The organism is Rhodanobacter denitrificans (assembly GCF_003335105.1).
GTDB classification, from domain to species: Bacteria; Pseudomonadota; Gammaproteobacteria; order Xanthomonadales; family Rhodanobacteraceae; genus Rhodanobacter; species Rhodanobacter denitrificans_A.
Genome location: NZ_QFWQ01000006.1, coordinates 24,892 through 48,243, shown reverse-complemented (window position 1 = coordinate 48,243; position 23,352 = coordinate 24,892). Strand labels below are relative to the sequence as shown.

Annotated in this window: 16 protein-coding genes; 8 read left to right on the top strand and 8 right to left on the bottom strand. The window is 68.9% G+C overall.

Annotation, left to right across the window (positions count from 1 at the left end):
* Positions 1-10 precede the first annotated feature (10 nt).
* Positions 11-2,665, top strand: coding sequence for an aminopeptidase N (pepN, locus tag DEO45_RS09790; protein ID WP_114343020.1), 2,655 nt, complete (start codon positions 11-13; stop codon positions 2,663-2,665).
* Between the two features lie 178 nt (positions 2,666-2,843).
* On the opposite strand, the gene DEO45_RS09785 is transcribed toward pepN, so the two are convergent.
* Positions 2,844-3,029 carry a hypothetical protein gene (locus DEO45_RS09785; RefSeq protein ID WP_114343019.1) on the bottom strand — a complete coding sequence of 62 codons (186 nt, stop codon included), beginning with the start codon at positions 3,027-3,029 and terminating at the stop codon, positions 2,844-2,846.
* A gap of 599 nt (positions 3,030-3,628) precedes the next feature.
* Here DEO45_RS09785 and mnmG point away from each other — a divergent pair.
* The 4 genes from mnmG (at position 3,629) to DEO45_RS09765 (ending at position 10,754) form a co-directional block, all read left to right on the top strand.
* Positions 3,629-5,506, top strand: coding sequence for a tRNA uridine-5-carboxymethylaminomethyl(34) synthesis enzyme MnmG (mnmG, locus tag DEO45_RS09780; RefSeq protein WP_114343018.1), 1,878 nt, complete (start codon positions 3,629-3,631; stop codon positions 5,504-5,506).
* Positions 5,507-5,569: 63 nt separating this feature from the next.
* Positions 5,570-6,319 (top strand): RDD family protein, encoded by a 750-nt coding sequence (locus DEO45_RS09775; RefSeq protein ID WP_114343017.1) that lies wholly within the window; start codon positions 5,570-5,572, stop codon positions 6,317-6,319.
* A gap of 146 nt (positions 6,320-6,465) precedes the next feature.
* Entirely contained in the window at positions 6,466-8,793 is a 2,328-nt protein-coding gene (locus DEO45_RS09770) for a Tex family protein (RefSeq protein WP_114343016.1), read from the top strand.
* A gap of 113 nt (positions 8,794-8,906) precedes the next feature.
* A complete protein-coding gene (locus tag DEO45_RS09765) occupies positions 8,907-10,754 on the top strand; it encodes an autotransporter outer membrane beta-barrel domain-containing protein (RefSeq protein WP_114343015.1) in 1,848 nt (615 codons plus the stop codon).
* Positions 10,755-10,833: 79 nt separating this feature from the next.
* Here DEO45_RS09765 and DEO45_RS09760 read toward each other — a convergent pair whose 3' ends face one another.
* The 7 genes from DEO45_RS09760 to DEO45_RS09730 form a co-directional block, all read right to left on the bottom strand.
* The gene (locus DEO45_RS09760; protein WP_114343014.1) at positions 10,834-11,715 is read right to left on the bottom strand and encodes a YbaY family lipoprotein; all 882 of its coding nucleotides are present in this window, start codon (positions 11,713-11,715) and stop codon (positions 10,834-10,836) included.
* A gap of 181 nt (positions 11,716-11,896) precedes the next feature.
* Entirely contained in the window at positions 11,897-13,180 is a 1,284-nt protein-coding gene (gene purD / locus DEO45_RS09755; protein ID WP_114343013.1) for a phosphoribosylamine--glycine ligase, read from the bottom strand.
* Between the two features lie 89 nt (positions 13,181-13,269).
* Entirely contained in the window at positions 13,270-14,643 is a 1,374-nt protein-coding gene (locus DEO45_RS09750; RefSeq protein ID WP_114343012.1) for an AMP-binding protein, read from the bottom strand.
* Between the two features lie 135 nt (positions 14,644-14,778).
* Entirely contained in the window at positions 14,779-15,351 is a 573-nt protein-coding gene (locus DEO45_RS09745) for an L-threonylcarbamoyladenylate synthase (protein WP_114343011.1), read from the bottom strand.
* Positions 15,352-17,850, bottom strand: coding sequence for a DNA topoisomerase I (locus DEO45_RS09740; protein ID WP_114343010.1), 2,499 nt, complete (start codon positions 17,848-17,850; stop codon positions 15,352-15,354). It abuts the gene before it with no gap.
* 105 nt (positions 17,851-17,955) lie between these two features.
* A complete protein-coding gene (gene dprA / locus DEO45_RS09735) occupies positions 17,956-19,122 on the bottom strand; it encodes a DNA-processing protein DprA (RefSeq protein WP_114343009.1) in 1,167 nt (388 codons plus the stop codon).
* Between the two features lie 92 nt (positions 19,123-19,214).
* Positions 19,215-20,336, bottom strand: coding sequence for a LysM peptidoglycan-binding domain-containing protein (locus DEO45_RS09730; RefSeq protein WP_114343007.1), 1,122 nt, complete (start codon positions 20,334-20,336; stop codon positions 19,215-19,217).
* 187 nt (positions 20,337-20,523) lie between these two features.
* On the opposite strand from DEO45_RS09730, the gene def reads away from it, so the two are divergent.
* The 3 genes from def to rsmB are packed head-to-tail and all read left to right on the top strand — an operon-like array spanning position 20,524 to position 23,298.
* On the top strand, positions 20,524-21,033 hold the full coding sequence (def, locus tag DEO45_RS09725) for a peptide deformylase (RefSeq protein WP_114343004.1): 510 nt from the start codon (positions 20,524-20,526) through the stop codon (positions 21,031-21,033).
* Between the two features lie 26 nt (positions 21,034-21,059).
* Entirely contained in the window at positions 21,060-21,986 is a 927-nt protein-coding gene (fmt, locus tag DEO45_RS09720) for a methionyl-tRNA formyltransferase (protein WP_114343001.1), read from the top strand.
* A gap of 10 nt (positions 21,987-21,996) precedes the next feature.
* Entirely contained in the window at positions 21,997-23,298 is a 1,302-nt protein-coding gene (gene rsmB / locus DEO45_RS09715) for a 16S rRNA (cytosine(967)-C(5))-methyltransferase RsmB (protein WP_114342999.1), read from the top strand.
* Positions 23,299-23,352: the final 54 nt, after the last annotated feature.

The following is a 23,352-nucleotide window of genomic DNA, read 5'->3' as shown; positions in this document are numbered from 1 at the left end:
GTGTTAGCCCATGCACGCACTGTCGCAACCCGCCGCTCAGGGCCTGATCCGCCTCCGCGACTACCGCGCGCCGGCCTGGCGGGTCGAGACGGTCGACCTGGATGTCGACCTCGGCATCGACGCCAGCGAGGTGCTGGCACGCCTGCTGCTGCGCCGCGACCCAGCGCAGGACGCGCCGTTGCGGCTGGACGGCGAAGGCCTGCAGCTATTGTCGATCGCGCTCGACGGCAGGCAGTTGCCTGCCAGTGCGTACCGCTACGACGGCAGCGTGCTGGAAGTCGACGGCGCCCGCGACGGCAGCGTGCTGGAAACCCTCGTGCGATTGCGTCCGGCCGCGAACACTGCGCTGGAAGGCCTGTACCTGTCCGGCCCGCGCGAGAGCGGCTTCCTGCTGACCCAGTGCGAGGCCGAGGGCTTCCGCCACATCACCTTCTTCCCCGACCGGCCCGACGTGCTCTCCCGCTACACGGTCACCCTGCGCGCCGACCGCACGCGCTTCCCGGTGCTGCTGGCCGGCGGCAACCCGGACGGCGCCGGCGAGCTGGATGGCGGCCGCCACTGGGCACGCTTCGTCGACCCGCACCCGAAGCCGAGTTACCTGTTCGCCCTGGTCGCCGGCCATCTGGAAGTGATCGGGCGCGATTACGTCACCGCCGACGGTCGCGCCGTGCAACTGAAGATCTGGGCCGAGGCCGACGCGATCGACCGCTGCCACTACGCGATGGACGCGCTGGAACGCGCGATGCGCTGGGACGAGCAGGCCTATGGCCGCAACTACGACCTGGACGTGTTCCACGTCGTCGCCACCCACGACTTCAACATGGGCGCGATGGAGAACAAAGGCCTCAACATCTTCAACGCGAAGTGCCTGCTGGCCGAGCCGGATTCGACCACCGATGATGAATACCGCCACGTCGAGGCGGTGGTGGCGCACGAGTACTTCCACAACTGGAGCGGCAACCGCGTCACCTGCCGCGACTGGTTCCAGCTCAGCCTGAAGGAAGGCCTCACGGTGTTCCGCGAGCAGAGCTTCTCGGCCGACATGAACTCGGCGCCGCTGAAGCGCATCGAGGACGTTGCCCTGCTGCGCCGCGCGCAGTTCCCCGAGGACGCCGGCCCGCTGGCGCACCCGGTGCGCCCGGCGCAGTACAGCGAGATCAACAACTTCTACACCGCCACCGTCTACGAGAAAGGCGCCGAGCTGGTGCGCATGCTCGCCGGCGCGCTGGGCCGGGACGGCTTCCGCCGCGGCATGGACCGGTACTTCGCGCGCAACGACGGCCGCGCCGCCACGCTCGAGGATTTCCTCGCGGCGCTGGGCGAGGCGAACGACACCGACCTCACGCCCTACCTCGCCTGGTACGCCCAGGCCGGCACGCCGCGGTTGAAGGCGCATGGCCGCTACGACGCGGCTACCCGCACCTACACGCTGACGCTGGCCCAGCACATGGCCGGCGTCGCCACGGCCGAGGCACGGCCGCCGCTGCCGATCCCGGTCAAGCTGGCGCTGTTCACGCCGCACGGCGACATGCTGCCGCTGCATCTGGACGGCCAGACTTCCAAACCTGCCACGGAGCAGGTGGTGGTGCTCGACCGTGCCGAACAGAGTTTTGTCTTCACCAACATCGCTACCGTGCCGGTGCCGTCGCTGCTGCGCGGATTCTCCGCGCCGGTGATCCTGGAGTGCGACTACACGCCGGACGAGCTGGCCCTGCTGCTGGGTCACGACGCCGATGGCTTCAACCGCTGGGAGGCCGGCCAGCAGCTGGCCGCACGCGCCTACGAGGATCTGCGCGACAGCACCGCCGGTACCGCCCTGCAGGCCTGGTGCGATGCGCTGGCCCGGTTGTTCGACCACGCCGTCATCGACGACGCGCTGCTGGCCGACCTGCTGACTCCGCCGGGCGAGATCGAGCTGGCCGAGCGCGAGACCGCGATCGATCCGCAGCGCATCCATCACTTGCGCCAGGCCCTGCAGCAGCGGCTGGCCGCACGGCTGGGTGCCGCGGCCTTGCGCCAGCGGTATGCCGCGCTGGCCGCGCATACCAATACCGAGCTCGATGCATCGAGCCAGGCGCGCCGCCGGCTAAAGCGCCGCGCGCTGGAATTGCTGGCACTGCTCGACCCTGCCGGCGCCGGCGAACTGGCCGCCGCGCAATACCGCGCGGCGCCCGGCATGACCGACCGCCTCGCCGCGCTGTCCGTGCTGTTACGCGGCGACGCCCCGCAGGCCGCCGCGGCGCTGCGTGATTACCGTGAGCGCCACGCCGGCAACGCGCTGGCTCTGGACAAATGGTTCGCGGTGCAGGCGCAGTTGCCGGGCGAACCGGCACTGGAGCGCGTGCGACTGCTGGAGCGCGACGCCGCGTTCACACTGAAGAACCCGAACCGGGTGCAGTCGCTGCTGGGTGCGTTCGTGCGCAACAACCCCAGCGGTTTCCACCGCACCGACGGCGCCGGCTACCGGCTGCTGGCCGAACGGCTGGTGGCGCTGGATGCGCTGAACCCGCAGGTCGCGGCGCGGCTGGCCACGGCGTTCAACGGCTGGCAGCGGCTGGAACCGTTGCGGCGCGAGGCTGCGCGTGCGGCGATCGTGGAACTGGCCGGGCACCACGGGCTCTCCCGCAACCTGGCGGAGATCGTCGACAGCGTGCTGAATCACTGAGCGGTTGTGACTATTCAACCTCGAAGCCCGGACATGTGCCGGACTCGCGACGGAAGAAAACCACAGGAGGTGGTTTTCTTCACAAGCTCTGAAAGGTCGCCGCGGCATCGGGCCGCTGCGTAGACCCGCCTGGCATGCGCGGCGCCCGGTCCACGCATGCAGCGGAAGACGGCCGGATTCAGACGGCCAGATGGTCGAGCGCGTCGAGCAGGCTCTGCATGCGCGACTCGAGGCCCGGCTGCAGCGCGTCGCGCTCGCTCTCCTTGCGCCCGTCCAGACCGTCAAGGGCCATCTCGACCTGACCGAGTTCGACCAGCAGGTCGTGATACGGATAAACCGGTTGGAAATCGAAGCTGGTATCCACGGCAAACCCTCGCTTGGCTGACGAGGAAACGGATGCAACCGACGTGCCATGCGTGACGCTCATCACGGTCAATTTGCGCTCTTAATCACGTGACTGACGCAACACGTCATCAGCTGCCGCGATCGGGCAGAAAATTCCTTTTCAGTCACCCCATGTTCACGCATTCGCGGCGATTATGCCTCCCACGTTCCGCGCCAATATGCGCAGGGCGCGCCAGCAGATTTCCGGTTTCTGGCGCTCGGCAATACGGTCATCCTGGATTCCCCCTGTTCCTGAGACCGCCGGGCGCCAGATCTAAAAGCACGAGGCCCCGCGGCTGCCAAGCCGCGGGGCTTCGTCTTTGTGGCGTTTGGTGGATTTTGCGACGGCCCAAAAGGCGACGGCACCCCGAGGGGTGCCGTCTTGCTTCCTTTCCTGGTACGCGATCGAACCCCTGTCCGTTCGATCTCGGCGCGCGTGGTCGCGCAGCGTCTGCCCGTGAAAGTGCTGGCCTTTTCCAAGCAGAAAGCGTGCCATTTCTCCAGGCCAGCTCGCAAGGCATTGATGGCGCTACCATGGCGCCCCGTTTCGTCACTTTATTGCTTGCCCAGGTCAGTCCGATGCGCCATCCGACCCACTACGACGTCATCGTGATCGGCGGTGGCCACGCCGGCACCGAGGCCGCGCTGGTCGCCGCGCGCGCCGGCGCGCGCACGCTGTTGCTCAGCCACAACATCGAGACGATCGGCCAGATGAGCTGCAATCCGGCGATCGGCGGCATCGGCAAGGGCCACCTGGTGAAGGAGATCGACGCGCTGGGCGGCGCGATGGCGCACGCGGCCGATCGCGCCGGCATCCAGTGGCGCACGCTGAATGCCTCGAAAGGTCCGGCCGTGCGCGCCACCCGTTGCCAGGCCGACCGCGCGCTGTACAAGGCGGCGATCCGCCGGATGGTGGAAACCCAGCCGAACCTGGAGCTGTTCCAGCAGGCAGTGGACGACCTGGTCATCGAGGGCGGCCGTGTCAGCGGCGTGGTCACCCAGATGGGGCTCACGTTCGGCGCACGCGCGGTGGTGCTCACCGCCGGCACCTTCCTCGCCGGCAAGATCCACATCGGCCAGGCGCAGTACGCCGGTGGCCGTGCCGGCGATCCGCCGGCCAGCGCGCTGGCGGCGAAACTGCGCGAGCTGCCGGTGGCCGCCGACCGGCTGAAGACCGGCACGCCGCCGCGCATCGACTTGCGCAGCATCGACTTCAACGGCCTGGAAGAACAGCCCGGCGACACGCCTGCACCGGTGTTCTCCTACCTCGGCTCGCGCGACGAGCACCCGCGCCAGGTCAGCTGCTGGATCACCCACACCGGCGAACAGACGCACGAGATCATCCGCGGCGCGCTGGATCGCTCGCCGTTGTACACCGGCCAGATCGAAGGTGTCGGTCCGCGCTACTGTCCGTCGATCGAGGACAAGGTGGTGCGCTTCGCGGAGAAACCATCGCACCAGATCTTCATCGAGCCGGAAGGGCTGGACACGTTCGAGATCTACCCGAACGGCATCTCCACCTCGCTGCCGTACGACGTGCAGCTGGCGCTGGTGCACTCGATCAAGGGCTTTGAACATGCGCACATCACCCGCCCCGGCTACGCGATCGAGTACGACTACTTCGACCCGCGCGGACTCCACCCGTGGCTGGAGACGAAGGCGATTCCCGGCCTGTACTTCGCCGGCCAGATCAACGGCACCACCGGCTACGAGGAGGCCGCCGCGCAAGGCCTGGTCGCCGGCCTCAACGCCGCTCTCGCGGCGCAGGGCAAGGCGCCGTGGTACCCGCGCCGCGACGAAGCGTATATCGGCGTGCTGATCGACGACCTCACCAGCAACGGCACCATCGAGCCGTACCGCATGTTCACCTCGCGCGCCGAATACCGGCTGCACCTGCGCGAGGACAACGCCGACCTGCGCCTCACCGAAAAGGGTTTCGAGCTGGGCGCGGTACCGCAGGTGCGCTTCGATGCGCTGCGCGCCAAGCGCGACGCGGTCGAGCGCGAACTGCAGCGCCTGGGCGCGTTGTGGGTGACCCCGTCGAACGCCCGCGGCGCCGCGGTCGAACGTCGGCTCGGCATCGCGGTCAGCCGCGAGACCAGCGCCATCGATCTGCTGCGCCGGCCCGAACTCGATTACGCCACGCTCGCCGCCGTGCCCGAACTGGGGCCGCCGGTGCCGCGCGACGACGTCGCCGCGCAGGTCGAGGTGCAGGTGAAGTACGCCGGCTACCTCGAGCGTCAGCGCGAGGAGATCGAGCGCCAGCGCCGCCAAGAGCAACTGGCGATTCCCGCCGGCTTCGACTACGACAAGGTGCGCGGCCTGTCGGCCGAGGTGCTGCTGAAACTGAAGCGCTCGCTGCCGGCCACGGTCGGCCAGGCCGCACGCGTCAGCGGCGTCACCCCCGCCGCGATCTCGCTGCTGCTGGTGCACCTGAAGCGCCGCGACGCCGCCTGACTCACCCGCGCGGCAACACGCTCATGGCATCATGCGTACCTTGACCAAGACGGGAACGCACGCATGGAAATCTGGATCGGCCGCGACGGCGAACGGCATGGCCCGTACCAGGAAGACGACGTGCGCCAGTGGCTGCGCAGCGGCCAGGTAAGCCCGCAGGATCTGGCCTGGTACGAAGGCCTCGCCGACTGGCAGCCGCTGTCGGTGCTGTTTCCCGATGAAACTCACAGCGTGCCGGCCGCTCCTTCCATGCCGCCACTACCGTCAACCAACGCCGCGACCCTGGAAGATTGTGCCGGATTCTGGAAGCGATTCGCCGCCTGGGTGATCGATTATCTGATCCTGCTGGTCCCGATCTTCGTCATTGCGATGTCAATGGGCGCCACCACCGCATTCGAGCATTTCATGACACAAATCCAGGGCGGCGCCACACCCACCCTGGCGATGGAGGAATACGCCAGGGCCGTTCGTCCGGCCACGATGTGGTCACTGCTGGTGGGCTATCTCTACTACGCCTTCTTCGAATGCTCCGTTTGGCAGGCCACGCCGGGCAAGCTGGCGCTGGGCCTGCGCGTCACCGACCTTGAGGGAAGGCGCATCAGCCTCGGTCGCAGCCTGGCCCGCAACGCGGTTCGACTGACCAATGTCCTGACCGCCCTGATCCCCTTCGTCTGCTACCTGGCGGTGGCTTGGACCACCCGCAAGCAGGGTTTTCACGACCTGCTGGCCAAGACCCTGGTGCTGAACGGCCGCGCCAGCGAGTTCACGCCGAACCAGGCAGCGTCCGACAGCCGCAACTCGTTCAGCGCCTGATCCGCTGACCCACGACGGCGCCGCGGTCGATCCGCGGCGCCGTTTTCGTTTGTGCGGCAGCGTCGCCGCAGCCGCTTGGTATCATCGACCGCTTCGCTCTTCTTCATCCGGCGCATCACGCCGACGCCAGGAACCGATCACCGCCCATGCTCAGCATCGAACAACGCATTGCCAACGACATCGCCGCCAGGACCGAACAGGTACGCGCGGCGGTCGACCTGCTCGACGGCGGCGCCACCGTGCCGTTCATCGCACGCTACCGCAAGGAGGTCACCGGCGGCCTCGACGACACCCAGCTGCGTCTGCTGGAAGAACGCCTGCGCTACCTGCGCGAACTGGAAGAACGCCGCGCCGCGATCCTCGCCAGCGTGGAAGAACAGGGCAAGCTCGGCGATGCGCTGAAGGCCGACCTGCTCGCTGCCGACACCAAGGCGCGACTGGAGGACCTGTACCTGCCCTACAAGCCGAAGCGCCGCACCAAGGCGCAGATCGCCCGCGAAGCCGGGCTGGAACCGCTGGCGCTGGGCCTGCGCGAAGATCCCACGCGGTCCCCGGAGACGTTCGCCGAAGCGTTCGTCGATGCGGAGAAAGGCGTCGCCGACGTGCGCGCCGCGCTGGACGGCGCCCGCGCGATCCTGATGGAGTCGATCGCCGAAGACGCGCACCTGGTCGGCGAGTTGCGCGACTGGCTGTGGGCGCAGGGGCAGATTCGCGCGAAAGTGGCCGAAGGCAAGGAAAGCGAAGGCGCCAAGTTCCGCGACTACTTCGACCACGTCGAGCCGATCGCGAAGATTCCCTCGCACCGCCTGCTGGCGCTGATGCGGGCGCGCAACGAAGGCGTGATCGAGCTCGAACTCGCGCCCGCCGCCGACAGCGAGCAAGGCCATGCCGAAGGCGAAGGCCGTGTCGCCGCGCATGCCGACATCCAGAACCGTGGCCGCGCCGCGGATGCATGGCTGCGCGAGACCGTGCGCCTGACCTGGCGCGTGAAGCTGCACCTGCATCTCACCCTCGACCTGTTCGGCCGCGTGCGCGAAGGCGCCGAGGACGAGGCGATCCGCGTGTTCGGTGACAACCTGAAGGACCTGATGCTGGCGGCGCCGGCCGGCGCCAAGACGGTGATGGGACTGGACCCCGGCATCCGCACCGGCTGCAAGGTCGCAGTGGTCGACGCCACCGGCAAGCTGCTGGCCACCGACACGATCTACCCGCTGGAGCCGCGGCGGCAGTGGAACGAATCGCTGGTGTCGCTGGCCAGGCTGTGCAAACAGCACAACGTCGACCTGATCGCGATCGGCAACGGCACCGGCTCGCGCGAGACCGACAAGCTGGCCGGCGAACTGATCAAGAAGCTGCCCGAGGCGAAGCTGGCGAAGATCGTGGTGAGCGAGGCTGGCGCGTCGGTGTATTCCGCCTCCGAACTGGCGGCGAAGGAGTTTCCCGATCTCGACGTGAGCCTGCGCGGCGCCGTCTCCATCGCACGCCGGCTGCAGGATCCGCTGGCCGAGCTGGTGAAGATCGAGCCGAAGGCGATCGGCGTGGGCCAGTACCAGCACGACGTGAACCAGATCAAGCTGGCGCGCGCACTGGACGCGAAGGTGGAGGACTGCGTCAACGCGGTCGGCGTGGACGTGAACACCGCCTCCGCCGCGCTGCTGTCGCGCGTGGCCGGTCTGTCCGCGTCGGTGGCCGAGAACGTGGTGAAGCACCGCGACGCCAACGGCCCGTTCGCGAACCGCAAGGCGCTGCTGAAGGTGCCGCGGCTGGGCGACAAGGCGTTCGAGCAATGCGCCGGCTTCCTGCGCGTGCCGAACGGCGACAACCCGCTGGACGCCAGCGCGGTGCATCCGGAAGCGTACCCGGTGGTCGAACGGATCATCGCGCAGTGCGGCCGCGAGGTGCGCCACATCATCGGCGACAGCGGCTTCCTGCGCGGCCTGAAGCCGGAACAGTTCACCGACGACAAGTTCGGCGTGCCGACCGTGCGCGACATCCTGAAGGAACTGGAGAAGCCTGGCCGCGACCCGCGCCCGGGGTTCGTGGCACCCAGCTTCGCCGAAGGCGTCGAGGACGTGAAGGACCTCAAGCCCGGCATGATCCTGGAAGGCCGCGTCACCAACGTCGCCGCGTTCGGTGCGTTCGTCGACATCGGCGTGCACCAGGACGGCCTGGTCCACGTCTCGGCGCTGTCGCATACCTTCGTGAAGGATCCGCGCGACGCGGTGAAGGCCGGCGACATCGTCAAGGTCAAGGTGATGGAGGTGGACCTGCCGCGCCAGCGCATCGGCCTCAGCATGCGGCTGGACGACGAGCCGGGCCAGGCGCGTGGCGGCCGACCGGGTGCCGGCAGCGATGCCCGCGGGGGTCAGCGCGACGGCCGCGGCCCGCGTCCGGGCGGCACCGCGCCGAAGCCTGCGCCCACGCCGGCCAACAGTGCGTTCGCCGATGCGCTGACGCGCGCGATCAAGCGCTGAAGGCCCCGTGCAGCCTCGCATACGGCTGCAGTGCACTGCAGCATGCGGTTCCGTATGGAATGCCGTAACGTAACATCCAGCTAACAGGGCCATCCCGGCCCAGGAGTGTCAGCATGCTTCGTACCCGCCATCTGGCTGGCGCCATCGCCACCGCCCTGCTGTTCAGCACGGCCGCTGCAGCCACCGATTTCAGCAACGTCATCGTCTTCGGCGACAGCCTCAGCGACGGCGGCAACATCTCGCTGGCCTCCGCACCCGCCATCCAGCCGCCACTGCGCTTCACCACCAATCCCGGCACCACCGCGGCGGAAAACGTGGCGGCGGGCCTCGGCTTCACGCTGGCTCCGTCGGCCGTCGGCGGCACCGACTACGCCTGGGGCGGCGCCGGCTTCGTCAACAACGTGGCCGCCGTACCGACCATCCCGCAACAGCTGCAGATGTACCTGGGCGCGAACGGCGGCAAGGCCGACTCCCATGCCCTGTACCAGGTCTGGGGCGGGGCGAACGACATCTTCTACCTGAGCGGCGCGCTGACCAATCCGAACGCGATCGCCGCCGGCGCCGTCAACGCGGCACAGACCGAACTCGGCGTGCTCGGCGGCCTGCAGGCCGCCGGCGCGAAGTACGTGGTGGTCTACAACCTGCCCGACCTCGGCAAGACCCCGTCGGCGGCCGCCGGCGGCCCCGCCGCGCAGGCCGGGGCCAGCCAGCTCGCCGTGCTCTACAACGGCGTGCTCAGCAGCGGCCTCGGCCAGCTCAGCAGCAACGGCCTGAACGTGATCCCGGTGAATACCTACGCGCTGCTCAACGAGGTGATCGCCAATCCGTCCGCCTACGGTTTCACCAACGTCACCGCCCCGGCCTGCGGCGCCGGCTCCAGTTCGGTGCAGTGCGGCCCGCAGGGCTCGGGCCTGCCGTATACCTATGCGCCGGGCACCAACCAGACCTACCTGTTCGCCGACGGCGTTCACCCGACCACCGCCGCCCACGCGATGCTCGGCCAGTACGTGCTGGCGACGATCCACGCGCCGGAGCAGATCTCCATGCTCGGCGAGGCGCCGCTGTCGGCCACCGCGGTGCAGGGCCGCGTGGTACGCAAGCAGATGCTGATGGACAGCACCGGCGGCGAGACCCGCGCCTTCGTCAACATCGACTACGGCATGCAGCGCTTCGACGCCAGCAACAGCTCGCCGAAGACCCACAGCGACAACTTCAACCTCACCCTCGGCGCGGATGCCCGCGCCACCGAGAATATCTCGGCCGGCCTCGCGCTCGGCATCGGCCGCAACAACGCCGATTTCTCCGGCGGCCGCGGCGGCTACACGATGCAAGACATCAGCGCGCTGGGCTATCTCACCTACAACGTCGGCGGCGGCTACATCGGCGGTTACGCGGATTTCGGCCAGTCCAATTTCAAGGACATCAATCGCCACATCGAGGTCGGCACGGCCCGGCGCACCGAGAGCGGCAAGACCGACGGCACGCATCTGGGCGGAGGCCTCACCGGCGGCTGGTGGTTCGACGTGAGCAGCCTGCGCACCGGCCCGTTCGCCACCGTCGAGTGGCAGACCGTGAAGGTCAGCGGCTACAACGAGAACGGCAACGACAGCAGCGCGATGTGGTTCGGACGGCAGCAGCGCGACGCGCTGATCGGCAGCCTCGGCTGGCGCCTGCAGGGCGACTGGAACGTGGGCAACACGGTGCTTTCGCCGTTCGCCGAGCTGGCGTGGAACCATGACGACAAGGCCGGTCCGCGCATGGTCAGCGCCGGCCTGAACAGCATGAACGGCACGTTCGCGCTGCCCGGCTTCACGCCGGACCGGAACTGGGGCTCGGTCGACCTCGGCCTGTCCGCCAAGCTGACCCCGAGCGTCACCAGCTGGATCGGCTACAACGGCCGCTTCAGCGACAACAGCCAGAAGTACAACAGCTTCAACATGGGCTTCAAGGTCATGTTCTGAGCCGGTCGACCGGCAATGAAAAAGCCGCCGGGAGACCGGCGGCTTTTTTATTGCCCGGACGTCTGGACGTCCGTACGGCTTACTTGTTCTTGCCGCCGGTGGCCAGGCTGAGGATCTCCATGGCCTGCTTCTTCATGGTTGCCGCGGCGGCGTCATCCAGCGCCTGCACGCCGCTGCCAGCCTGGTGCTGCTTCAGCACCAGCGAACCGTCCTCGCTCCAGCCGGCGCGATCGGTCGCGCTCGGCTTGCCGTCGCGGCTCGCCTTGGTCTCCTGCACGATCACCCACGGCTTGCCGTCCTTGTAGGCATAGTCGGTGCTGGTATAGCCCTTGTCGCCGTAGTCGACTTCTTCGCGGATGAACTTCACCTCGCCGGCCTGGCGGAACAGCTGCCAGCCGCGCGAGTCGTTGGTTTCCAGCTTGGTGCCGTGGCTGATCTTCATGCCGCCGAGCTGCGCTTTCACCTCGTTGAACCCGGCCATCAGCTTCTCGCTGGGCGTCTGCTCGGCGGCCAGTTCGATCGCCACGCCGTCATTCTTGCTGCCCTTGGCCAGCACCGGCGCCTGGATCGGCATCGCGTACTTGCGGTCGCCGTCGGTCAAGGTCGCCTGGATCACGTACAGGTCGTTCGACTTCACCTCGGCCGGGTTGAAAGTCAGCGTGAACGACTGCGGGAAGGCACCGGCAGGCGCCGTCTTGCTGGCCAGCGGGGCGGAGCCCACGGCGTTGGACGATACGTCGACCAGGTTCAGCACCAGGGTGGCCTTGTCCGAAGGCGTAGGCGAGCCGGCGCGCAACGAAACCGTACCGCTCACCTGGCTGGGCACCGGGGCGGCCGCGCCGGCCGTTTTGGCGGACGCAGGTGCATTGGAATCAGCCGGCTGCGTCGAGTTGGAGGCGTTGTTGCAACCAGCCAGCGCCAGTGCAGCAACGGACATCAGCGACAAAAACGTCTTGCGCATGGGAAACCTCAATCTGGGTGAAAACAAGCACGAGACCGTTCAGGCGCTCTGCGCCACGACATCTACGCGGGGGAAGTTTCTAGCATAGCCCAAAAATGGCGATGCGGAAAAGTCAACCCATCCGATGGCCTACCATGCGTAGGCGTATGGCGTGCGCGGCGCCGCCCGTGGGCGGCCTGGGTCAACGGCGGTGCAAGGCCAGGTGCGCGATGTCGCGGCGACAGAACGCGCCGTCGTAGGGGATGCGCCCGATCGCGGCGTAGGCGTTCTCGCGCGCCGCGGCGAGATCGCCGCCCAGCGCGCATACGGTCAGCACCCGGCCTCCGGCGGTAACCGTGCGGCCCTGCTCGTCGAAGCGGGTGCCGGCATGGAACACCTTCACGTCGGCCTCCATCGGCGCGTCGAGGCCGTCGATCACGTCGCCCAGGCGCACCCGGCCCGGATAGCCGCCGGCCGCCATCACCACGCCGATCGCCGGGCGCGCATCCCAGTGCGCCGTGGTCTGCGCCAGCCGGCCGTCCAGTGCCGCGTCGATCAGTTCGACCAGGTCCGATTTCAGGCGCAGCATGATCGGCTGGGTTTCCGGATCGCCGAAGCGCACGTTGAATTCGATCACCTTCGGCGCACCCGACTTGTCGATCATCAGTCCGGCGTAGAGGAAGCCGATGAACGGCGCGCCCTCGGTGGCCATGCCGTGCAGGGTCGGCTCGATCACTTCCTTCAGGATGCGCTGCTCGACTTCCGGCGTGACCACCGGCGCCGGCGAATACGCGCCCATGCCGCCGGTGTTCGGGCCGAGGTCGCCCTCGTCGCGGCGCTTGTGGTCCTGGCTGGATGCCATCGGCAACGCATGGCTGCCGTCGCTCATCACGATGTAGCTGGCTTCCTCGCCGTCAAGGAATTCCTCGATCACCACCCGCGCCGAGGCATCGCCGAACGCGTGCGCGCCGAGCATGTCGTGCAGCGCCAGTTCCGCATCGGCCAGGGTCAGCGCGACCACCACGCCCTTGCCTGCGGCGAGGCCATCGGCCTTGATCACGATCGGCGCGCCGTGCTTGCGCACGTAGGCCAGCGCCGGATTCAGTTCGGTGAACACCGCGTAGCGCGCGGTGGGGATGTTGTGCCGCTGCAGGAAATCCTTGGCGAACGCCTTGGAGCCCTCCAGCTGCGCGGCGATCGCACGCGGCCCGAAGATGCGCAGGCCGGCGGCGCGGAACTTGTCGACCACGCCCGCCACCAACGGCACCTCGGGGCCGACCACGGTCAGGCCGACCTTCTCGCGCCTGGCGAGCTGCAGCAGGCCGTCAATGTCGTTCATCGCGACGTCGGCATTGCGCATCTTCGGCTCGCGCGCGGTGCCGGCGTTGCCCGGGGCCACGATCACCTCGTCGACCTGCGACGACTGCCTGAGCTTCCACGCCAGCGCATGCTCGCGCCCGCCGCCGCCGATGACCAAGACCTTCATGCCTGCACTCCCGGAATTCGCGCGCCGCCACGCGGCGCAGGCGCGCATTGTAGCGGCTGCACCGCGGCGCCCGCGAAACCACGGCGCGTTCAGTCGGGCCGCTGCAGCAGTTCCAGCAGCGCCGCGCGCGGCAGCTTGCCGGTCTCGTTGCGCGGCAGCGCGTCGACCAGGCGCAGCGGGCGCGGCAGGAACAGCGGGTCGATCGCGCGACGCAGCGCGTCGAGGATGAGGTGCTCGTCCAGCCCCGGCGCCACCGCCAGCGCGGCGATCCGGTGCACGCCCAGCGCATCGCCGTCGTCGAGCTGGAACACCACGCCATCCTGCACGCCGGGAATCGCCAGCAGGCGCCGGCTGAGGTCGCCCAGCGAAGCGCGCTTGCCGGCGATCTCCAGCATATCGGCATGGCGGCCGCGCAGGCGGAAGCGGCGGCCGTCGCGGGACAGGCTGACGATGTCGGCCAGGGTGACCGGCGCGGCCAGCTGCGGCGCCTCCACCATCGTGCCGTCCGGCTGCGGATGCAGGATGGCACCGTCGTACAGCGACCAGTCCTCGTCCACGGCGGGGCGGCGGCTGGCGAACACGCAGGTCTCGGTGGATCCGAACACTTCCAGCAGCGGTGCGCCGAACCGCCGTTCGGCGGCCTGCGCCAGCTCCACCGGCAACGGCGCGGTGGCCGACAGCATCGCGGCGATCGGCGGCAGCGCGATGCCCGACTCGACCAGCGCGCGCAGGTGCACCGGCGTAGTCACCAGCACGCGCGGCGCCGACACCTGGGCCAGCGCGGCGGCCACGTCGGCCGGGAAGAACGGCCGCCCGGCATGCACCCCGAAGCCGCCCAGCAACGGCAGCAGTACCGACATCTCCATGCCGTACATGTGCTGCGGCGGCACCGTGGCGACCACCTCGAAATGCGCTCCGGCAACGGCATGCAGCATCGCCAGGTTGCCGCTGTTGCTGGCGTGGAAGCTGGCCCAGGTCTTCGGACTCGCGCTGGGCGTACCGGTGGAGCCGGAGGTGTAGCCGACCGCCACGACCTGGTCGGCGGCGATCGACGGCCACGCCGGATCGGCCTCGAGCGGCGATGCGGCATCCAGCGGCGGCAGCTGCCGGTAGCCGCGCGGAGCCGGATCGAGCGCCTGCTCGCCCAGCGCGTAGCAGCCCGGATGCGCCGCCATCACCTCGTCCACCGCCTGCGGTGCGCGCGACGACGGCAGCAGGTTGGCCTGGCCGCGCAGCGCTATGGCGCAGAACGCGACCAGAAACGCGTAGCGGTCCTCGCACAAATTCACCGCGGCGGTCGCCGTCGGCAGCAGGGCGGCCACCGCGTGCACCTGTGCCAGGAAGCGCGCGGCGTCGACCGGTTCGCCGTCGCGCCAGGCCACGATCCGCGCGGGATCGACCACGCCCAGCAACGGCAGCCGCGACGGTGCCTCGCGCTGGTAGGTGTCGTAAACGATGGCCAAGCTGCGGTCTCCCTGATATGCGGTTCGTCACGTCCGGCAGCATCGCGCCGCACGATGAACGGCGGCATGAACGGCTGCCGCTGGCGTCCCACGGCGGTTCAGCCAAGACATGAGCCGGCGCGCTCCCCCGAACGCTCAGGCGCGGATGATAGCGCCCGACAATGCGTCGCGGATCATCGTGGGGCCGGCCTGGCCGCCCAGCGGGGCATCCAGCAGGCCATCCAGCGCGTCATCGAAATAATCCGTCACGGTCTGCGCCGCGCGCGCCGGTGGCCGGCCATGCGGGTTCGCGCTGGTCGACACCAGCGCACCGCCGAACGCGCGGCATAGCGCGGCGGCGGGCTCGTGCGCGGTGACCCGCAGCGCTATCCCGGCATGCGCGCCGGCGACCCACGCCGGCACCGCGGCCGAGCGCGGGAAAACCCAGGTATGCGGGCCGGGCCAGCTCGCGCGCACCTGGGCGAGCACCTCGCCGGGCACCGCAGCCAGTTCGATGTAGCGCTCGACCTGGGCGAAATCCGCGGCGATCAGCAGCACGCCCTGGGTCGCCGGGCGCTGTTTCAGCGCGAACACACGCGCGAATGCGGCATGGTCGTGCGGGTCGCAGCCGAGCCCGAACACCGCCTCGGTGGGATAGGCCAGCACGCCGCCGGCATGCAGCAGCGACGCGGCGGCATCGAGTTCGGCAAGGGTGAAGCGGCGCGGCACTCAGGCCTCGGCCTTGCCGCCGACGCTCTTCCTCGCGACGGCCTTTTTCGTGGCGGCTTTCTTCGCGGCAGTCTTTTTCGCCGCGGCTTTCTTCGCCGGCGCCTTCTTGGCGGGAGCCTTCTTCGCCGCGGCCTTCTCCGGCGGCGCGGCCTTTTTCGCGGACGCCTTCTTCACGGCCGTCTTCTTGCCGAAGCGACCCTTCCGTACCGGCGCGGCGGCGAGCAGCTCCGCGCACTGCGCCTCGGTCAGCTCCTTCGGCTCCTGATCCTTCGGGATGCGCGCGTTCTTCTCGCCGTCGGTGATGTAGGCGCCGTAGCGACCGTTGAGCACCTGCACGCCGTTGCCGAAATCGAGGATGACGCGGTTGGCCAGCATCTCAAGTTTTTCCTGCACGATCTGCAGCGCGCGCGGCAACTCGATCGTGTATGGATCGTCCTCTGGCTTCAGCGAGGCGTAGGTGCTGCCCTGCTTCACGAACGGGCCGAAGCGGCCGACGCCGACGCTCACTTCATCGCCGTTGTCGGCCTGACCCAGCTTGCGCGGCAGCTTGAATAGCTCCAGCGCCTCGGGCAGGGTGATGGTGTGCATGCTCTGGCCGCCGCGCAGGCTGGCGAACTGCAGCTTCTCGTCCTGGTCCTTGTCCCCGATCTGCGCGTACGGCCCGTAGCGGCCCAGCCGCACCGAAACCGGCTTGCCGGTCTTCGGGTCGGAGCCCAGCTCGCGCGCGCCGGTCGCCTCGCTGCGGTCGACCGATTCGGTCTTTTCGTCCACCTGCTGCTTGAACGGCTGCCAGAAGCGCTCCATCAGCGGCACCCAGGCTTCCTCGCCACGGCTGACCGCATCGAGTTCGTCTTCCATCTTCGCGGTGAAGTCGTAGTCGACGTAGCGGGTGAAGTGCTGGGTGAGGAACTTGCTGACCGCGCGGCCCACGTCGCTGGGCTTGAAGCGGCGGCTGTCGAGGAACACGTACTCGCGGTTCTGCAGCACCTGGATGATGCTGGCATAGGTCGACGGACGGCCGATGCCGTGTTCCTCCAGCGCCTTGACCAGACTCGCCTCGGAGTAGCGCGGCGGCGGCTCGGTGAAGTGCTGGTCGGCGACGATCTCGTGCAACGGCACCGCCTCGCCCTTTTCCAGCCGCGGCAGGCGGCGACCTTCGTCGTCGTCCTCGGCGCTTTTCTGGTCGCGGCCTTCCTCGTACACGGCGAGGAAGCCGGGGTCGACCACGGTGGTGCCGCTGGCGCGGAACGCGGCATCGCCGCCGGGCACGTCGCGCACGGCGAATTCCGCAGTGACGGTGTTCAGCGTAGCGTGGATCATCTGGCAGGCGACGGTGCGCTTCCAGATCAGTTCGTACAGCTTGCGCTGGTCGTCGTTGAGGAAGGACGCCACCGACTTCGGCGTATGCATCGCCGAGGTCGGGCGGATCGCCTCGTGCGCTTCCTGCGCGTTCTTCGACTTGGTCTTGTACACCTGCGGCGCATCCGGCAGTGCCTGGCCGCCGAAGTCGCGCGCGATCAGCTGGCGCAGCTCGGCCACCGCGTCGTCGCCGAGCATGGTCGAGTCGGTACGCATGTAGGTGATCAGGCCGACGTTGCCCTCGCTGCCCAGCGCCACGCCCTCGTACAGGCCCTGCGCCACCTTCATCGTGCGGCTGGTGGTGAAGCCGAGCTTGCGTGCCGCTTCCTGCTGCAGCGTGGAGGTGGTGAACGGCGCGGCCGGACGGCGCTTGCGCTCCTTCGAGCTGACCTCGCTGACGATGAGGCGGCCGCGTGCGGCCTGCTTCAGCGCGTCGCGGGCGGCCAGCGCATCGGCTTCGCTGGTGAGGTCGAACTGCTCGAATTTCTTGCCGTTGAGCCTGGACAGGCGCGCGCTGAAATCGCCGTCGACATGTTTCAGCTGGGCCTCGATCGTCCAGTATTCGCGTGCCCTGAACGCCTCGATCTCTTCCTCGCGCTCGACGATCATGCGCAGCGCCGGCGACTGCACGCGGCCGGCGGACAGCCCGCGCTGCACCTTGCGCCACAGTACCGGCGACAGGTTGAAGCCGACCAGGTAGTCCAGCGCGCGGCGCGCCTGCTGCGCGTCGACCAGGTCGTGCGAGAGCTGGCGCGGCGCGGCCACCGCGGCCTTGATCGCCTTCGGCGTGATCTCGGAGAACACCACCCGGTGGAGCTGCTTGCCCTTGGTCAGGCCGCGCTCGTTGAGGATCTCGCTGATATGCCAGCTGATCGCCTCGCCTTCGCGGTCCAAGTCGGTCGCGAGGTAGATGTCGTCGGCCAGCTTGGCCGCCTTGGCGATCGCGTCGACATGCTTCTCGTTGCGTTCGATCACCTCGTACTTCATCGCGAAGCCGTGCTCGGGGTCAACCGCGCCCTCTTTCGGCCTCAGGTCGCGTACGTGGCCGTAGGAGGCAAGTACCTGGAAGTCCTTGCCGAGGTATTTGTTGATCGTCTTGGCCTTGGCCGGCGATTCGACGATGAGCAGGTTTTTTGCCATGAAACAGGGTATCCAGAGGTGAACCACCGGCGCTTCCGTGCCGGACATATATATAGTTGAAACCACGCCGCGCCAGCGGCTGTCAAGCAAACCGCGCCATGCGGCTCAGCCACCGGGCAATCGCTGGTAGCGGTTGCCGGGCAGGCATTCGACCCGCGCCTCCAGCTCCAGCATCAGCAGCATCGAGGAAAGCGCGGCCGTCGATTGCCCGGTACGCTGCACAAGTTCGTCCAACGTCGCCGGCGCATGACCAAGTTCAGTCAAAAGCCGTCGATATTCCGCATCATTGCCACGTCCGCCCAACCCGGATGGGGTGCCGCCCATGCCATCGAAGCGGATCGCCCCATCGTTGGGCTCCCGCAGCCGCACGGCCAGTTCGCCACCCAGCATGCGCGCGGCCAGCGTCAAGGTTTCGACAATTTCCGCGGCGTCCTCGATCAGCCGGGCGCCGTCGCGGATCAGCCGATGGCAGCCGCGGGCCAGCGGATTATGGATGGAACCGGGCAAGGCGAATACCTCGCGCCCCTGTTCGGCGGCCAGCCGGGCGGTGATCAGCGAGCCGGAGCGCAGGCCCGCCTCGATCACCAGCGTGCCCAGCGACAGGCCCGCGATGATCCGGTTGCGGCGCGGAAAATGATCGGCACGCGCGGGCATGCCGGGTGGAAATTCGCTGACCAGCGCGCCGTGCGCGGCGATCCGCCGGGCCAGTGCCTGGTGCTTGCGCGGATACACCCGGTCCGGACCGGTGCCAACCACGGCCAGGGTCGGCGCCTCCGCATCCAGCGCCGCCACGTGGGCGGCACCGTCGATGCCGTCGGCCATGCCGCTGGTGATCGCGAAACCGGCCGCGGCGAGCGCACGGGCGAACGTCCGTGCATGCGCCAGCCCCGCCGCGCTGGCGCTGCGTGCGCCCACGATCGCCACCTGGGGATGCAGCAGCAGGCTGGCGTCGCCGGCCACGAACAGTACGGCCGGCGGTTGCGGGATGTGTTCCAGCTGCGGCGGGAAATCCGCCTCCGTGCAGCGCAACAGCCGATGTCCCGGCTCGGCCAGCCACGCCTGGTCGGAGGCCAGGCGCTCCTCGTCCGGCCGCGCCAGCCAGGCCTGCGCCGGCTCGCCCAGCGGCGCGGCGCGGCGGCGCAGCTGCCTCAGTGCCGCACGGATGTCGCCGCCGGCGTCATCCAGCCGCTCGCGCAGGCCGCCCGGGCCGAGGCCCGGCGTGCGCAAGGCGACCAGCCAGGCACGCAGTTCATCAGGATCGTCCATGGTCATGGCGGCAGTTTACGGAGCGGCCCGCAAAGGAAACGGCGCGGTGGAAGCCGCGCCGTCCTGTAGGCAGAAGCCGCAACGTTGGTCGCAGGCTCTTATTCGGGCATGACCAGACGGGAACCGACGTGCACCGGCCGCAGGCCGTCCATCACCAGGCCGTAGCTGACCCGGTCGAAGGTGCGGAATACCATCACGTGGCCGATGTACTCGTCGGGCAACTTGACAGTCTCACCCACGCCACGCCGCCAGCTGTTGCTGGCCACATCGTCGTGGATCGTCTCGCCGGGCTGGAGCATGGTGAAGGTCTGGCCGTTGTCGACGCCGTCCTTCGCACCGATCGACAGCAGCACCACCTGGCGCGACCCGGCCGCATCCATCGCGTCGGCGAAGCCGATCACCTTGGCGTTGGCCGGCACCGACTTCGGCGGATGCGGGTAGTAATAGGCGTCGTACGGCGCATCGTCGACCGGCATGATGCGGTCGCCGCTGCGGATCTCCTGGGTGGCGCCGAGCAGCAGCAGAGTTGCGGGGTCGCCCATGCGCAGCGTCTCGGCGGTGCCGATCACGCTGACCTCGACGCCGAGGTCGTCGCCCTTGCCGTAGTGGCCGTCGTTGCGGGAGTCCTCGCGCCACGGCGCATTGACCATCGCCGCGTTGCTGTCCAGGTCGTGGGCGACCAGGTCGGCGCTGGCCGCGTCACCCTGGTTGAAGCCGCGGAACACGTGGCTCGGCCGCACGATCGCCCAGCGCTGGCCAGGCTCGCCCTGCAGGCCGCGCACGTAGATGTTCTGGCCGACGGCGCCGCGCAGGCGGGCCTCCTCGAGGCCGACCACGTACGGCGCGGAGCTGACCGCGTTCGAGTCCATCACCCGCATGTCCTTGAGGAACATCCTCAGCTCGGACAGCGGGATCGCCGGCACCGCCTCGCCTTCGCGATGCACGCCCGGCTGCAGGCCAAGCCGCGGACCGTTGATGAAGGACAGGTTGAGCACGTCGCCGGGGTAGATCAGGTGAGGATTGCGCACCTGCGGGTTGGCCTGCCAGATTTCCGGCCACAGCCACGGCTTGGAAAGGAACTTGGCGGAGATGTCCCAGAGGGTGTCGCCCCGGCGCACGGTGTAGCTGTCCGGATGATCGGCCCGCAGTTGCGCACCGGCCGCATACACGGCCACGGTAACCAGCATGCCGGCGAGCAACACGATAGTTTTTCTGATCATTGGCGGGAATCCCCCTTCCCCAAAGCTCGGTCGAGTGTAACCGAATGGTTAATGTGCGCAACTGGCGCTGGTTGGCAAAAATCGTCTGCAGTCGGACGCTTGCCGACGTACAATGAGGCACATTCTAGATGGCTCCGAGGGTGGCTTTTTACCAAATCGCCCGCATTTTCGGCGCCGAGGTGATGCCATGTCCGTCCTGTCCATCCTTGAATTCCCCGACCCCCGGCTGCGCACCCGCGCCGCACCGGTGACCGTGTTCGACGCGCAGCTGAAGCAGTTCGTCGCCGACATGTTCGAGACCATGTATGCCGCCAACGGCGTCGGCCTCGCCGCCACCCAGGTCAACGTGCACCAGCGCGTGCTGGTCGCGGACATGAGCGACGAGCGCAACCGCCCGCTGGCGCTGGTCAACGCGCAGATCCTCGAGAAGGACGGCTCGCAGGTCTACCAGGAAGGCTGTCTGTCCTTCCCCGGCCTGTACGCCGACGTCACCCGTGCGCTGAAGGTGAAGGTGCAGGCGCAGGACGTGGACGGCAAGGAGATCATCATCGAGGCCGAAGGCCCGCTGGCGGTGTGCATCCAGCACGAGATGGATCACCTGGAAGGCAAGGTGTTCGTCGACTACCTGTCGCCGCTGAAACGCAGCCTGCTGCTGAAGCGGCTGGAAAAGCACCGCAAGCAGGCGGTCGGTGCTTGAGCAAGGCCGGCTTGGGTAACCCGGGTTTGCGGCTGGTCTTTGCCGGCACCCCGGAATTCTCCGTGCCCTGCCTCGAGGCCTGCCGCGACAGCGGCGCCGAGGTGGTGGCCGTCTATACCCAGCCCGACCGCCCCGCCGGCCGCGGCCGCAAGCTCGCGCCCAGCCCGGTGAAACAGGCCGCACTGGGCGCCGGCCTCGCGGTGGAACAGCCCGAATCGCTGAAACCCGCCGAGGTGCAGCAACGGCTTGCCGATTACCGCCCCGACCTGGTGGTGGTGGTGGCCTATGGCCTGATCCTGCCGCGCAAGGTGCTGGCGATTCCGCGGCTCGGCTGCTGGAACGTGCATGCCAGCGTGCTGCCCCGCTGGCGCGGCGCCGCACCGATCCAGCGCGCGATCCTGGCCGGCGACGCCGGGAGCGGGGTCGACCTGATGCGGATGGAAGCGGGCCTGGATACCGGCCCGGTGCTGCTTGAACGACGCACCCCGATCAGCCGCGACGACACCGGCGGCTCGCTGCACGATCGTCTCGCCGCGCTGGGCGCGGAGGTGCTGGCCGAGGGCCTGCGCCGCACGCTGGCCGGCGAGGTGCTGGTCGCCGCGCCGCAGCCGGACCATGGCGTGACCTACGCGCACAAGCTGGACAAGGCCGAGGCAAAGCTCGACTTCCGCCGCCCCGCGATCGAGCTGGAACGCCAGGTGCGCGCGTTCGACCCGTGGCCGGTGGCCGAAGGCGAGATCGCCGGCGAACCTCTGCGGATCTGGGCCGCCCGCGCAATCGAACTCGATCACCATGCCGCGCCCGGCAGCGTGCTGGCCGCCGGCCGCGACGGCATCGACCTGGCTTGCGGCCATGGCGCGCTGCGCGTCACCGCCGTGCAGCGCGCCGGTGGTAAGCGCATCGGTGCGGCCGACTACCTCAACGCCCGCCCCGAGCTGCGCCAGCTTCGATGAGCAAGGCCCGATGAAAACAGATACCCGCGCCCTGGCCGCCCGGGGGCTCGCCGAAGTCGCCCTGCGCGGCGCCTCGTTGCGCGACGTGATGGAACGTTCCGCGCCGCGGCTGGCCGACCCGCGCGACCGCGCCCTGCTGATGGCTCTGCTCAGCGAAGGCGCGCGCTGGTGGCTGCGTTTCGATCCCGCGGTCGACGGCCTGCTGGAAAAATCGCTGCGGCACAAGGACCCGGCCGTGCACGCGCTGCTGGTGCTGGGTCTGGTCCAGCTGGAGATCCTCGAGCTGCAGGACTACGCCGCGGTGGCCGCCACGGTCGAGGCGGTGCGCGCGCTCAAGCGGCCGCAGCTGGCCGGTTTGGTCAACGCCGTACTGCGGCGCTGGCAGCGCGAGCGCGAAAACCTGCTGGCGAAACTCGACGCCAGGCCGCAGACCCGCCACGCCCATCCGGCATGGCTGGCCGCCGCGCTGCAGCGCGACTGGCCGCAGCAGGCCGAGGCGGTGATGGCCGCCGACAACGGCGAGCCGCCGCTGATGCTGCGGGTCAACCGCCGGCGCAGCGAGCGCGAGGCGCTGATCGCACGATTGCAGGCCGCCGGCTATGCCGCCACCGCGCATCCCTGGCTGACCGACGCGCTGGTGCTGCCGCACAGCAGCGACGTCACCCGCATGCCCGGCTTCGACGATGGCCTGTTCGCAGTGCAGGACGGCGCCGCGCAGGTGGCCGCCGACCTTGCCGACCTGCGCGACGGCCAGCGCGTGCTGGATGCATGCGCCGCGCCGGGCGGCAAGGCCTGCCATCTGCTCGAACGCGCCGACATCGCGCTGACCGCGCTGGAGTTCGACGCGACGCGCGCAGAACGCATCCGCCAGAACCTGATGCGGCTGCGCCTGGACGCGAAAATCGTGGTCGGCGACGCCGGCGCGCCGAAGGGCTGGTGGAACGGCCAGCCGTTCGAGCGGATCCTGATCGATGCGCCGTGCTCGGCCACCGGCGTGCTGCGCCGCCGGCCGGACGTGCGATTGCACCGGCGCGAGAGCGACATCGTCGCGATGCACGCGCAGCAGCGCCGCATCCTGGCCTCGTTGTGGCCGCTGCTGGCGCCGGGAGGTCGGCTGGTCTACATCACCTGCTCGGTGCTGCGCGCGGAAAACGAGGCGATCATCGGCGAGCTGCTGGCGGCGCAAACCGATGCCCAAGCCATGGCATTCACCCTGCCAGCCGGCCAGGCCGCCGCCGTGGGCTGGCAGCTCCTGCCCGGCGACGGCGACCTCGACGGCATGTACTACGCGGTGCTGCAGAAGCGCGCCTGAGTTGTCGCTGCGGCAAGCGTGACACCTCGCCGGGCTATGCTTGGCAACCTGCCG